Annotated in this window: 12 protein-coding genes; 11 read left to right on the top strand and 1 reads right to left on the bottom strand. The window is 69.4% G+C overall.

The features are described from left to right. Positions 1 to 68 precede the first annotated feature (68 nt). Positions 69 to 899 carry a C40 family peptidase gene (locus ACH4VX_RS24070; RefSeq protein WP_398369957.1) on the bottom strand — a complete coding sequence of 277 codons (831 nt, stop codon included), beginning with the start codon at positions 897 to 899 and terminating at the stop codon, positions 69 to 71. 835 nt (positions 900 to 1,734) lie between these two features. On the opposite strand from ACH4VX_RS24070, the gene ACH4VX_RS24065 reads away from it, so the two are divergent. From ACH4VX_RS24065 to nuoK, 11 genes are read left to right on the top strand one after another with little or no spacing between them, the layout of a single operon-like run. Next, positions 1,735 to 2,094 carry an NADH-quinone oxidoreductase subunit A gene (locus tag ACH4VX_RS24065; RefSeq protein ID WP_003974383.1) on the top strand — a complete coding sequence of 120 codons (360 nt, stop codon included), beginning with the start codon at positions 1,735 to 1,737 and terminating at the stop codon, positions 2,092 to 2,094. 13 nt (positions 2,095 to 2,107) lie between these two features. Next, entirely contained in the window at positions 2,108 to 2,662 is a 555-nt protein-coding gene (locus tag ACH4VX_RS24060) for an NADH-quinone oxidoreductase subunit B family protein (RefSeq protein ID WP_010041554.1), read from the top strand. After that, positions 2,659 to 3,411, top strand: a complete 753-nt coding sequence (locus ACH4VX_RS24055) for an NADH-quinone oxidoreductase subunit C (RefSeq protein ID WP_398369954.1) — start codon at positions 2,659 to 2,661, stop codon at positions 3,409 to 3,411. The genes ACH4VX_RS24060 and ACH4VX_RS24055 overlap by 4 nt, the downstream gene beginning before the upstream one ends. Beyond that, complete coding sequence (locus tag ACH4VX_RS24050; protein ID WP_398369953.1) at positions 3,408 to 4,784, top strand: NADH-quinone oxidoreductase subunit D; 1,377 nt, start codon at positions 3,408 to 3,410, stop codon at positions 4,782 to 4,784. The genes ACH4VX_RS24055 and ACH4VX_RS24050 overlap by 4 nt, the downstream gene beginning before the upstream one ends. Continuing rightward, a complete protein-coding gene (gene nuoE / locus ACH4VX_RS24045) occupies positions 4,781 to 5,701 on the top strand; it encodes an NADH-quinone oxidoreductase subunit NuoE (protein WP_398369952.1) in 921 nt (306 codons plus the stop codon). The genes ACH4VX_RS24050 and nuoE overlap by 4 nt, the downstream gene beginning before the upstream one ends. Next, positions 5,701 to 7,050, top strand: a complete 1,350-nt coding sequence (gene nuoF / locus ACH4VX_RS24040; RefSeq protein WP_398369950.1) for an NADH-quinone oxidoreductase subunit NuoF — start codon at positions 5,701 to 5,703, stop codon at positions 7,048 to 7,050. Before nuoE ends, nuoF begins: the two co-directional genes overlap by 1 nt. Next, a complete protein-coding gene (locus ACH4VX_RS24035) occupies positions 7,047 to 9,575 on the top strand; it encodes an NADH-quinone oxidoreductase subunit G (RefSeq protein ID WP_398369949.1) in 2,529 nt (842 codons plus the stop codon). The genes nuoF and ACH4VX_RS24035 overlap by 4 nt, the downstream gene beginning before the upstream one ends. Further along, positions 9,572 to 10,948, top strand: a complete 1,377-nt coding sequence (gene nuoH, locus ACH4VX_RS24030) for an NADH-quinone oxidoreductase subunit NuoH (RefSeq protein WP_398369947.1) — start codon at positions 9,572 to 9,574, stop codon at positions 10,946 to 10,948. The genes ACH4VX_RS24035 and nuoH overlap by 4 nt, the downstream gene beginning before the upstream one ends. Beyond that, positions 10,941 to 11,582: an NADH-quinone oxidoreductase subunit NuoI gene (nuoI, locus tag ACH4VX_RS24025; protein WP_398369945.1), complete on the top strand. Its 642-nt coding sequence runs from the start codon at positions 10,941 to 10,943 to the stop codon at positions 11,580 to 11,582. Before nuoH ends, nuoI begins: the two co-directional genes overlap by 8 nt. Next, on the top strand, positions 11,579 to 12,436 hold the full coding sequence (locus ACH4VX_RS24020) for an NADH-quinone oxidoreductase subunit J (protein WP_398369943.1): 858 nt from the start codon (positions 11,579 to 11,581) through the stop codon (positions 12,434 to 12,436). Before nuoI ends, ACH4VX_RS24020 begins: the two co-directional genes overlap by 4 nt. Continuing rightward, a complete protein-coding gene (gene nuoK / locus ACH4VX_RS24015) occupies positions 12,433 to 12,732 on the top strand; it encodes an NADH-quinone oxidoreductase subunit NuoK (RefSeq protein WP_004927567.1) in 300 nt (99 codons plus the stop codon). Before ACH4VX_RS24020 ends, nuoK begins: the two co-directional genes overlap by 4 nt. Positions 12,733 to 12,735 lie beyond the last annotated feature (3 nt).

Below are 12,735 nucleotides of genomic sequence, written 5' to 3'. Positions count from 1 at the left end.
GTGCGGGAACGGCGGAGGGCCGCTGCCCCCGAGCGGCAGCGGCCCTTCGATCCATGACGAGGCGCGGCTCAGAGCACGCGCACGGCACCCGACGCGGGGTAGCCGGAAAGGTCCTGGATGACGACGCCCTTGGAGGGGTTGGCGGCGTCCAGGTACTGGCCACCGCCGATGTAGACACCCACGTGGTACGCGGAACCCTTGCCGCCCCAGTACAGGATGTCGCCGACCTGGAGGTTGGACAGCGAGACATCGGTGCCGACCATCGACTGGTCCTGCGAGACGCGCGGCAGGTCGACGCCGGCCTGGCGGAACGCGGCCTGGACCAGGCTGGAGCAGTCCCAGGCGTTGGGGCCCGAGGCGCCCATGACGTAGGCGTCGCCCACCTGCGCCTGCAGGAAGGCGATGACCGTCGCGACGCTGCCGCTGGCCGGCGCGGAGGCGGTCGTGGCGGTGGTGGCGGTGGTGAGGGAAGGGCGCTCGGCGTTGCGGGTGGCGCGCTCGGCGGCGGCCTTGCGGGCCTCCTCGGCGGCCTCCTTCTTCGCCTCCGCCTTCTTCTTGGCCACGGCGAGGTCGGCCTTGGCCTCCTTGGAGGCCTTCTCCGCGGCCGCGTCACGCTCGGCCTGCAGCTGGTAGTTCGCGGCGGCCTGCTGGGTGGCGTCCGCGGACTGGGCGACCTGAGCGGCCAGGTCTGCCGTCAGGGTGGGCAGTTCGAGGGTCTGCGTCACCGGCTCGGCAGCGTTCGCCGAACCCGCCGCGGCCACTGCCAGGGTGCTGAGGACGCCACCGGCAACTCCGGCCCGCATCGCCATCGTGGACGACGCGGTACGGCGGGGCTTCCGGTGGCTGCGTATGTGAGCGGTGTGGGACATAGGGACAACCGGTACCAGGCGCTGCTTCATATCTTCAAGAAACGTGTGCTGCGCCACAGTTGTTCAACCGGGGCTCCGAATCCCGGGCGTGTCGCTTTTTATTGACGCCCTAACGGACATTGCGGGCGCTCGTGATCGGCCCGTGATCACGTACTTTCATCGTTACGTCCGGATTGCCCCGCACTTACCACTGGTTCGACCGGTTGGCCAACCCCTCTTCTCATGCGCCTCTCATGAATGTGACGCAGGTCACGGAACGATTACCCGCACCGTCGCGTCGGGGAGTGCCGGTCGCGCTCCGGCCGGCCGCCGGGATCGACGCGGGGACCGACGGCCGGGGCGACGGCCGAACCGATGGCCGGGGCGATGGCCGGATCACGTCGCCGGGACTTCGTGAACGCGTGCACACGTCCACATCCCGCCTCCGGTCCCCCTGATGTGTGAACGCGCCTCTATCAAGAGATCAAGTCCAACACCAATTTGCATGCGCGGGAAGCCTCTTGATATGGAGATGGACTCCCTGAGCTGCACCGACGAGGCAAAATGTCACCTTTGGTGATCGCCTGGATGCTTGGCGTGTGAAGATCACCGCTCATCCGACTTCATGATCGTTCGTCAGGTGGTGGAGATCACAAAGCTTGTGCAATACCCCGTGTCGCAGATCACAGACCTACGGGCATAGGATGCGGAGCGGTTGGGCTTGTGACCTGCTTCACATGTTCTCGATCTTCGCCGGGGCGGGCGTGGTTCGTGGGGCTGTCGAGGCGGAACGAGCCCGATGCACCACCTCCCCCAGGGGCTCGGCTTCGCTCACCCCCGGGGGGACCCCATAGCAGTCAGTGCCGACTGAGAGGAGCGAGGAGCGGTGAACGCGTATGCGCCCATCCTCGTACTGGGAGCCCTCGGGGCAGGCTTTGCGATCTTCTCCGTGGTCATGGCCACGCTGATCGGTCCGAAGCGGTACAACCGCGCCAAGCTCGAGGCCTACGAGTGCGGTATCGAACCGACCCCCACGCCGGCCGGCGGCGGGCGTTTCCCCATCAAGTACTACCTGACGGCGATGCTCTTCATCATTTTCGATATCGAGATCGTCTTCCTCTACCCCTGGGCCGTCACCTTCGACGCCCTGGGGATTTTCGGGCTCGTGGAGATGTTGCTCTTCGTGCTCACCGTCTTCGTCGCGTACGCGTACGTATGGCGGCGCGGCGGCCTGGAATGGGACTGAGGGGCCTTTAGCCATGGGACTCGAAGAAAAGCTGCCGAGCGGATTCCTGCTGACCACCGTCGAGCAGGCCGCGGGCTGGGTGCGCAAGTCGTCCGTCTTCCCCGCCACGTTCGGCCTCGCCTGCTGTGCCATCGAGATGATGACCACCGGCGCCGGCCGTTACGACCTGGCGCGCTTCGGCATGGAGGTCTTCCGCGGCTCACCGCGGCAGGCGGACCTCATGATCGTCGCCGGGCGGGTCAGCCAGAAGATGGCGCCGGTGCTGCGGCAGGTCTACGACCAGATGCCGAACCCCAAGTGGGTCATCTCCATGGGGGTCTGCGCCTCCTCGGGCGGCATGTTCAACAACTACGCGATCGTGCAGGGCGTCGACCACATCGTCCCGGTCGACATCTATCTCCCCGGCTGCCCGCCCCGCCCCGAGATGCTGATGGACGCCATCCTCAAGCTCCACCAGAAGATCCAGACCTCCAAGCTCGGCGTGAACGCCGAGGAGGCGGCCCGCGAGGCGGAGGAGGCGGCGCTCAAGGCCCTGCCCACGATCGAGATGAAGGGGCTGCTGCGATGAGCGACGCGAACGGTGCCGACGGGTCGAACGGGGTGAACCCCGAGAAGGACCTGTCCGCCGAGAACCTCCCCGGCCAGCGCGGCCAGGGAGGCGAGGAGATCCGCGTCCAGCGCGGCATGTTCGGCGCCGACAAGGGCGGCGACACCTCCGGCTACGGCGGCCTGGTCCGCTCGGTCCGGCTCCCGGGGCCGGCGTCCCGTCCCTACGGCGGTTGGTTCGACGAGGTCGCCGACGAGCTGGAGGGAGCCCTGGAGGAGCAGGACCTGCTCCCGGAGAACGCCATCGGGAAGACGGTCGTTGACCGCGGCGAACTCACCTTCCACATCGAGCGCGAGCACCTGGTCCGGGTCGCGAAGACCCTGCGCGACGACCCCGCCCTGCGCTTCGAGCTGTGCACCGGCGTCAGCGGCGTGCACTACCCGAACGACAAGGGCCGCGAACTGCACGCCGTCTACCACCTGCGCTCGATCACCCACAACCGGCTGATCCGCCTGGAAGTCAGCGCCCCCGACAGCGACCCGCACATCCCGTCACTGTTCTCCGTGTATCCGACGAACGACTGGCACGAGCGCGAGACGTACGACTTCTACGGCATCGTCTTCGACGGTCACCCGGCCCTCACGCGGATCATGATGCCGGACGACTGGCAGGGCCATCCGCAGCGCAAGGACTATCCCCTCGGCGGCATCCCCGTCGAGTACAAGGGCGCCCAGATCCCGGCTCCGGACCAGCGGAGGTCGTACTCATGAGCACTCCCAACCCGTCGCCCGGCCACCACCCCTCATCGAGTCCCTCCGGGACCACCTCCTCGGTGGCCTCCCCTCGGGAGACCACCGAGGGCACCGTCTACACGGTCACCGGTGGCGACTGGGACGAAGTCGTCGAGACCGCAGCCCGCGCCGACGACGAGCGCATCGTCGTCAACATGGGGCCGCAGCACCCGTCCACCCACGGAGTGCTCCGCCTGATCCTGGAGATCGACGGCGAGACGGTCACCGAGGCCCGCTGCGGCATCGGCTACCTCCACACCGGCATCGAGAAGAACCTCGAGTACCGCACGTGGACCCAGGGCACCACGTTCGTGACGCGCATGGACTACCTGACGTCGTTCTTCAACGAGACGGCGTACTGCCTGGGCGTCGAGAAGCTCCTCGGGATCGAGGACCAGATCCCGGACCGGGCCACCGTCATCAGGGTGCTCCTGATGGAGCTGAACCGGCTCTCCTCCCACCTGGTGTGCATCGCCACCGGCGGCATGGAACTCGGCGCCACCACGATCATGATCTACGGATTCCGTGATCGTGAACTCATTCTCGACCTCTACGAGCTCATCACCGGCCTGCGGATGAACCACGCGTACATCCGCCCCGGCGGACTCGCCCAGGACCTGCCGCCCGGCGCGGTGGACCGGATCCGCGAGTTCGTGAAGACGATGCGGAAGAACCTCCCGGAGTACGACAAGCTCGCCACCGGGAACCCCATCTTCAAGGCCCGCATGCAGGACGTCGGCTACCTCGACCTGGCCGGCTGCATGGCCCTCGGCGCCACCGGCCCGATCCTGCGCTCCACCGGCCTCCCGCACGACCTGCGCAAGTCGCAGCCGTACTGCGGATACGAGAACTACGACTTCGACATCCCGACCGCCGACACCTGCGACTCCTACGGCCGCTTCCTGATCCGGCTGGAGGAGATGCGCCAGTCGCTGCGCATCGTCGAGCAGTGCCTGGACCGGCTCCAGCCCGGACCGGTCATGGTCGCCGACAAGAAGATCGCCTGGCCCGCCCAGCTCGCCCTGGGCCCGGACGGACTGGGCAACTCCCTCGACCACATCAAGAAGATCATGGGCACCTCCATGGAGGCCCTGATCCACCACTTCAAGCTGGTCACCGAGGGCTTCCGCGTCCCGCCGGGACAGGCGTACGCGGCGGTCGAGTCGCCCAAGGGCGAGCTCGGGGCGCATGTCGTCTCCGACGGCGGCACCCGCCCCTACCGGGTCCACTTCCGCGACCCGTCCTTCACCAACCTGCAGGCCATGGCGGCGATGTGCGAGGGCGGCCAGGTCGCCGACGTCATCGTCGCCGTCGCGTCCATCGACCCCGTGATGGGAGGCGTCGACCGGTGACCACCTCTTCTTCGGAGCGGTCCGAGCGGGGCGTCAGCCTGGGCATGCCCGAACTGCCCGCACCCGCCTACCCGGACGACGTCCGGGCCCGGCTGGAGACCGACGCGCGCGAGGTCATCGCCCGCTACCCGGACTCCCGGTCCGCCCTCCTGCCGCTGCTGCACCTCGTGCAGTCGGAGGAAGGCCATGTCACGCGCACCGGGATGCGGTTCTGCGCGGACGTGCTCGGCCTGACCACCGCGGAGGTGACCGCGGTCGCCACCTTCTACACCATGTACCGGCGCCGGCCGAGCGGTGACTACCAGGTCGGGGTGTGCACCAACACCCTGTGCGCCGTCATGGGCGGCGACGCGATCTTCGAGGAGCTCCAGGAGCACCTGGGCGTCGGCAACGGTGGGACCACCGACGACGGCAAGGTCACCCTGGAGCACATCGAGTGCAACGCGGCCTGCGACTTCGCGCCCGTGGTGATGGTGAACTGGGAGTTCTTCGACAACCAGACCCCCGAGAGCGCCAAGCGCATGGTCGACGACCTGCGCGCCGGCCGCCCGGTCGCGCCGACCCGCGGGGCGCCCCTGTGCACGTTCAAGGAGACCGCCCGCATCCTGGCGGGCTTCCCCGACGCGCGCGAGGGAGCCGTCGAGGCCACCGGCAGCGCGGGCCCCGCCTCCCTGATCGGCCTGAAGCTGGCCAAGGGGGAGGCGACGCCCGCGCGCGTGGTGCACCCGCGAGGCGAGACGCCCCGGGACACTCCGCCGCACGATCCGTCGCCCACCGAGCACCTCAGCTCGCACGACGCGCCGCAGGACACATCGGCCTCCGACCCCGCCCACCCGTCACCCACCACCACCCGTGATGGAGAGACTTCGCCTCGCCCCTCCAACCCGTCGGGGCCCGTCGCCGAGGAGGGGGAGTGATGACCTTGGCACCCGAACTCAAGGACATGAGCCCGGAGAAGCTGCTCGCACCCGTGCTGTCGGCCTTCTGGGACGAGGACGAGTCCTGGACGCTGGACGTCTACCGGAGGCACGAGGGGTACGAGGGGCTTCGCAAGGCGCTCGCCATGTCACCGGACGACGTCATCGCGTACGTCAAGGAGTCCGGTCTGCGCGGGCGCGGCGGCGCCGGCTTCCCGACGGGAATGAAGTGGCAGTTCATTCCCCAGGGCGACGGAAAACCCCACTATCTGGTGGTCAACGCCGACGAGTCGGAGCCCGGAACGTGCAAGGACATTCCGCTCCTCTTCGCGAACCCGCACAGCCTCATCGAGGGCATCGTCATCGCCTGCTACGCCATCAGGTCGTCCCATGCCTTCATCTATCTGCGTGGTGAAGTCGTCCCCGTGCTGCGACGGTTGCACGAGGCCGTGCGCGAGGCCCACGCGGCCGGCTTCCTCGGCGAGAACGTCCTGGGCAGCGGACTCGACCTCGAACTCACCGTGCACGCGGGCGCGGGCGCGTACATCTGCGGTGAGGAGACCGCGCTGCTCGACTCGCTCGAAGGCCGCCGGGGTCAACCGCGGCTGCGTCCCCCCTTTCCTGCCGTCGCGGGCCTCTACGCGTGCCCGACTGTGGTGAACAACGTCGAGTCGATCGCGTCGGTTCCCGCCATCATGAACCGGGGCAAGGAATGGTTCCGCTCGATGGGCAGCGAGAAGTCCCCCGGCTTCACGCTCTACTCCCTCAGCGGCCACGTCACCAACCCCGGACAGTACGAGGCACCCCTCGGCATCACGCTGCGCCAGCTGCTGGAGATGAGCGGCGGGATGCGTGCGGGCCACCGGCTGAAGTTCTGGACACCGGGCGGCTCCTCGACACCGATGTTCACCGACGAGCACCTCGACGTCCCCCTTGACTACGAGGGAGTGGGCGCCGCGGGTTCCATGCTCGGCACGAAAGCCCTGCAGTGCTTCGACGAGACGACGTGCGTCGTCCGCGCCGTCACCCGCTGGACCGAGTTCTACGCCCACGAGTCCTGCGGCAAGTGCACGCCCTGCCGCGAGGGGACGTACTGGCTGGTCCAGCTGATGCGGGACATCGAGGCCGGCAAGGGACGGATGGCCGACCTCGACAAGCTGAACGACATCGCCGACAACATCAACGGCAAGTCCTTCTGCGCCCTCGGCGACGGCGCCGCCTCGCCGATCTTCTCCTCGCTCAAGTACTTCCGCGAGGAGTACGAGCAGCACATCACGGGCCGGGGCTGCCCCTTCGACCCGGCCAGGTCCACGGCCTGGGCCGACCACCGTACGGAGGTGAACGCATGACTGTTCAGCAGTCCACAAGCGGCTCCGCCGCGGGCGAGCGCCCCTCCGGAGGCGGAGAGGCGGCGGTCCCGCCCGAGGACCTCGTGACGCTGACGATCGACGGCGCCGAGATCAGCGTGCCCAAGGGCACCCTGGTCATCCGGGCCGCCGAGCAGCTCGGCATCGAGATCCCCCGGTTCTGCGACCACCCCGCCCTCGACCCGGCGGGCGCCTGCCGCCAGTGCATCGTCGAGGTCGAGGGCCAGCGCAAGCCCATGGCGTCCTGCACCATCACCTGCACCGACGGGATGGTGGTGAAGACCCAGCTCTCCTCGCCGGTCGCGGAGAAGGCCCAGAAGGGTGTGATGGAGCTGCTGCTCATCAACCACCCGCTGGACTGCCCGGTCTGCGACAAGGGCGGCGAGTGCCCGCTGCAGAACCAGGCGATGTCGCACGGCAACGCCGAGTCCCGCTTCGAGGGCAAGAAGCGCACCTACGAGAAGCCCGTCCCGATCTCCACACAGGTACTGCTCGACCGCGAGCGGTGCGTGCTGTGCGCACGCTGCACCCGGTTCTCCAACCAGATCGCCGGCGACCCGATGATCGAGCTGATCGAGCGGGGCGCGCTCCAACAGGTCGGCACCGGTGAGGGCGACCCCTTCGAGTCGTACTTCTCCGGCAACACCATCCAGATCTGCCCGGTCGGCGCGCTCACCTCGGCGGCGTACCGGTTCCGCTCCCGCCCCTTCGACCTGATCTCGTCGCCGTCGGTGTGCGAGCACTGCTCCGGCGGCTGCGCCACCCGCACCGACCACCGGCGCGGCAAGGTCATGCGGCGGCTCGCCGCGCACGACCCCGAGGTCAACGAGGAGTGGATGTGCGACAAGGGGCGCTTCGCGTTCCGGTACGCGCAGCTGCCGGACCGCCTCGACACGCCGCTGGTGCGCAACCCGGAGGGCGAGCTGGAGCGGGCGTCCTGGCCGGACGCGCTGCAGATCGCGGCGCAGGGTCTGCTGGCCTCGCGCGGTCGCACCGGTGTCCTGACCGGCGGCCGGCTCACCGTCGAGGACGCCTACGCGTACAGCAAGTTCGCGAGGGTGGCGCTCGCCACCAACGACATCGACTTCCGCGCGCGCGTGCACAGCGCCGAGGAGGCCGACTTCCTCGCCGCTCGGGTGGCGGGCCGCGGCCGTGACCTCGACAGCACGGGTGTCACGTACACGCACCTGGAGAAGGCGCCCGCGGTCCTGCTGGTCGGGTTCGAGTCCGAGGAGGAGGCGCCCGGCGTCTTCCTGCGGCTGCGCAAGGCCTGGCGGGGGCACGGACAGAAGACCTTCGCCCTGGCCACGCACGCCACGCGCGGTCTTGAGAAGGCCGGCGGCACGCTGCTGCCGGCGGCCCCCGGCACCGAGACCGAATGGCTGGACGCGCTCGCCGGCGGTGTCGGCCTGGAGGGCGACGGGGCCAGGGCCGCCGAGGCGATGCGGGGCGAGGGCGCGGTCATCGTCGTCGGCGAGCGGCTGGCGGCCGTACGGGGCGGCCTGACCGCGGCCGTCCGGTTCGCCGCCGCCACCGGCTCCCGGCTGGTGTGGATCCCGCGCCGGGCCGGGGAGCGCGGCGCCGTGGAGGCGGGCGCGCTGCCGGCGCTGCTGCCCGGCGGCCGGCCGTCGACCGACCCGCGCGCACGCGCGGAGATCGCCGCCGCGTGGGGCGTCGCCGAACTGCCGCACCGCTACGGCCGCGACACCGGACAGATCGTCGAGGCGGCGGCACGCGGTGAGCTCCAGGCGCTGCTGGTCGCGGGCGTGGAGGTCGCCGACCTGCCCGACCCGGCACGCGCGCGTGCCGCACTCGCGGAGGCCGGGTTCGTGGTGTCGCTGGAGCTGCGGCCCAGTGAGGTCACCGAACTCGCCGACGTCGTCCTGCCGGTCGCCGCGGTCGCCGAGAAGGCCGGCACCTTCCTCAACTGGGAGGGCAGGGTCCGCATGTTCGAGGCGGCGCTCAAGCCCGAGCAGATGACCCGACGGCTCGCGCCCGCCGACGCGCGCGTGCTGCAGATGCTGGCCGACGCCATGGACGTCCATCTGGGACTGCCGGACCTGCGCACGATCCGCGCGGAGCTCGACCGGCTCGGCACCTGGGACGGCCCCCGGGCCACCGACCCGCTGGAGACCGCGGGCGCGCTGCCCCGGCCGGCCGCCGGGGAGGCCGTGCTCGCCGGGCACCGGCTGCTGCTCGACGAGGGTGTCCTGCAACTGGGCGACGAGGCGCTCGCCGGTACCCGGCACGCCGCCCACGCGCGCGTGTCGGCCGCCACGGCCGCCGAGGCCGGCGTCAAGGACGGCGACCTGCTCGCGGTGACCGGCACCGCAGGAACGGTCGAGCTGCCCCTGGCCGTCACCGAGATGCCCGACCGCGTGGTGTGGCTCCCGCTGAACTCCGTCGGCGGCGGCGTCGCCTCCGGCGCCGGGGCGCTGCCCGGCTCACTCGTCCGTATCGGCCCGGCGACGCTCGCCGACGAGGCCACCGAGGAGGTGGAGGCATGAGCTCGTACCTCGCGGCTGAAGACCTCTCGATGTTCGGCACCGACCCCTGGTGGCTGGTCGTCGTCAAGGCGGTGTTCTGCTTCGCCTTCCTGATGGTGACCGTGCTGGTCTCCATCGTCATGGAGCGCAAGGTCGTCGCCTGGATGCAGCTGCGCATCGGCCCCAACCGGCACGGCCCCTGGGGCATGCTCCAGTCGCTCGCCGACGGCGTGAAGCTGATGCTCAAGGAAGACGTCATCGTCAAACGCGCGGACAAGGCCGTCTACGTCCTCGCGCCGATCGTCGCGGCCGTCCCGGCCTTCATGGCGTTCGCGGTGATCCCCTTCGGCCCGGCCGGCAACGAGATCTCGATCTTCGGGCAGCGCACCACCATGCAGCTGACCGACCTGCCGATCGCGATGCTGTACATCCTCGCGGTCGCCTCGGTCGGCATCTACGGCATCGTCCTGGCGGGCTGGAGCTCCGGCTCCACCTATCCGCTGCTGGGGGGCCTGCGCTCCTGCGCGCAGATGATCTCGTACGAGATCGCCATGGGCGCGGCGTTCGCCTCCGTGTTCCTCTACTCGGGGTCGATGTCGACGTCGACGATCGTCGAGCAGCAGACCGACCGCTGGTACATCCTGCTGCTGCCGGTCTCCTTCCTCATCTACATCGTGACGATGGTCGGCGAGACCAACCGCGCCCCCTTCGACATGCCGGAGTCCGAGGGCGACCTCGTCGGCGGCTTCAACACCGAGTACTCGTCGATCAAGTTCGCGATGTTCATGCTCGCCGAGTACATCAACATGGTGACCGTCTCGGCCGTCGCCGTGACCCTCTTCCTGGGCGGCTGGCGGGCCCCGTGGCCGATCAGCACGTTCTGGGAGGGCGCGAACCATGGCTGGTGGCCGATGCTCTGGTTCACGGGCAAGCTCCTTTCGCTGCTGTTCGGCTTCGTGTGGCTGCGCGGCACGCTCCCGCGGGTCCGCTACGACCAGCTGATGAAGCTCGGCTGGAAGGTCCTCATCCCGGTGTCCCTGGTGTGGCTGATGCTCGTCGCCACCGTGCGGGCGCTGCGGAACGAGAACTACGACTTCGCCGACATCGCCCTCTACATCGGCGGTGCCGTCCTCGCCCTCCTCCTGCTGTCCTTCGTCGCCGACCTGTTCCGCGGCAAGGGGAAGGAGGCCGGCCGGCCCGCCGAGGGCCCGCCCGCCTTCGACCCCATGGGCGGCGGGTTCCCCGTACCGCCGCTGCCGGGACAGGAGTCGCCGCCGGTGCCGCGACGCCGTTCGCGCCAGGAGCGGGAGTTGATTGTCAGTGGTGCCCCCGATACTCAGAGTGACGGATCTGTGGGCGGATCCACGGATGGAAAGGAGGCGTCCGATGGCTGAGGAGCCCAAGGAGACCAAGCCCGGTTTCCTGAACCCCGTGGCCGGCTTCGGCGTGACCTTCAAGGCCATGTTCAAGAAGCGGCTGACCGAGCAGTACCCGGAGCAGCAGAAGACCACCGCTCCGCGTTTCCACGGACGGCACCAGCTCAACCGCCATCCGGACGGCCTGGAGAAGTGCGTCGGCTGCGAGCTGTGCGCCTGGGCCTGCCCCGCCGACGCGATCTACGTGGAGGGCGCGGACAACACCGAGGAGGAGCGCTACTCGCCCGGCGAGCGGTACGGGCGGGTGTACCAGATCAACTACGCCCGCTGCATCCTGTGCGGCCTGTGCATCGAGGCGTGCCCCACGCGCGCGCTGACGATGACCAACGAGTTCGAGCTGGCGGACTCCAGCCGCGCCAACCTCATCTACACCAAGGAGCAGCTGCTCGCCGGTCTGGAGGAGGGCATGGTCGACTCCCCGCACGCCATGTACCCGGGCACCGACGAACAGGACTACTACCGGGGCCTGGTGACCGAGGCCGCGCCCGGTACGGAGCAGCAGGCCGCCCACTCCGAGGGCGAGGTCGTGCAGGAGGCCGCCTCGACCTTCGGCCCGGAGGAGCCGGCGTCGGAGAAGGTGATCGGGCGATGACCGGGCAGCTCGCCGCCGCGGCGACTCTCTCCGCCGGCACCTCCACCGGAGAGGCCGTCCAGTTCTGGATCCTCGGCACGGTCGCCGTGATCGGCGCCCTGTGCACCGTCTTCATGAGGCGGGCCGTGCACAGTGCGCTCTGCCTCGCCGGCACCATGATCATCCTGGCGGTGTTCTACCTGGCCAACGGCGCCTACTTCCTGGGCGTCGTCCAGATCGTCGTCTACACCGGCGCGATCATGATGCTGTTCCTGTTCGTGGTGATGCTGGTCGGTGTCACCGCGGCGGATTCCCTGAAGGAGACCATCAAGGGCCAGCGCTGGCTGGCCCTGCTGTGCGGGCTCGGCTTCGGCGTCCTGCTGATCGGCGGGATCGGGAACGCCTCGCTCAGCGAGTTCAACGGCATCGGTGAGGCGAACGCGGGCGGCAACGTGGAGGGCCTCGCGGCCCTCCTCTTCACCAAGTACGTCTTCGCCTTCGAGATCACCGGCGCCCTGCTCATCACGGCCGCCGTCGGCGCCATGGTGCTCACCCACCGGGAGCGTACCGAGCGCGCCAAGACCCAGCGGGAGCTGGCCGAGGAGCGCGTGCGCGGCGGCAAGTACCTGCCGCCGCTCCCGGCGCCCGGCGTCTACGCCCGGCACAACGCCGTGGACATCCCGGGTCTGCTGCCCGACGGCACCACGTCGGATCTCACCGTCAGCAAGACGCTGCGGGAGCGCGGTCAGGTCCGTGACGTGTCGCAGGAGGCGATCAACGACCTGCGGGCGATGGAGCAGCGCGCGGAGGAGCGTCTGGAGCGCCGTGCGGTCGACGCGCCGACCTTCAAGCGGGCCGAGGAGGCGTCGAAGTGAACCCCGTCAACTATCTGTACCTGGCCGCGCTGCTGTTCACGATCGGCGCCACCGGCGTACTGATCAGGCGCAACGCGATCGTCGTCTTCATGTGCGTCGAGCTCATGCTCAACGCCTGCAACCTCGCGTTCGTCGCCTTCTCCCGGATGCACGGCAACCTCGACGGCCAGATCATCGCGTTCTTCACGATGGTCGTCGCCGCCGCGGAGGTCGTGGTCGGGCTGGCGATCATCGTGTCCCTGTTCCGTTCCCGCCACTCGGCCTCGGTCGACGACGCCAGCCTGATGAAGCTGTGAGGG

This window comes from Streptomyces sp. NPDC020731 (assembly GCF_044334705.1).
In the GTDB taxonomy this organism is placed as follows: Bacteria; Actinomycetota; Actinomycetes; order Streptomycetales; family Streptomycetaceae; genus Streptomyces.
The sequence above is the reverse complement of the archived record's forward strand: the minus strand, read 5'-3'. Positions and strand labels throughout refer to the sequence as shown.

Excerpts from the sequence above, each read along its gene's own strand:
- ACH4VX_RS24070 (WP_398369957.1), bottom strand. The coding sequence starts at position 899 with ATGAAGCAGCGCCTGGTACCGGTTGTCCCTATGTCCCACACCGCTCAC.
- ACH4VX_RS24060 (WP_010041554.1), top strand. The coding sequence starts at position 2,108 with ATGGGACTCGAAGAAAAGCTGCCGAGCGGATTCCTGCTGACCACCGTC.
- ACH4VX_RS24055 (WP_398369954.1), top strand. The coding sequence starts at position 2,659 with ATGAGCGACGCGAACGGTGCCGACGGGTCGAACGGGGTGAACCCCGAG.
- ACH4VX_RS24050 (WP_398369953.1), top strand. The coding sequence starts at position 3,408 with ATGAGCACTCCCAACCCGTCGCCCGGCCACCACCCCTCATCGAGTCCC.
- nuoF (WP_398369950.1), top strand. The coding sequence starts at position 5,701 with ATGACCTTGGCACCCGAACTCAAGGACATGAGCCCGGAGAAGCTGCTC.
- ACH4VX_RS24035 (WP_398369949.1), top strand. The coding sequence starts at position 7,047 with ATGACTGTTCAGCAGTCCACAAGCGGCTCCGCCGCGGGCGAGCGCCCC.
- nuoH (WP_398369947.1), top strand. The coding sequence starts at position 9,572 with ATGAGCTCGTACCTCGCGGCTGAAGACCTCTCGATGTTCGGCACCGAC.
- nuoI (WP_398369945.1), top strand. The coding sequence starts at position 10,941 with ATGGCTGAGGAGCCCAAGGAGACCAAGCCCGGTTTCCTGAACCCCGTG.
- ACH4VX_RS24020 (WP_398369943.1), top strand. The coding sequence starts at position 11,579 with ATGACCGGGCAGCTCGCCGCCGCGGCGACTCTCTCCGCCGGCACCTCC.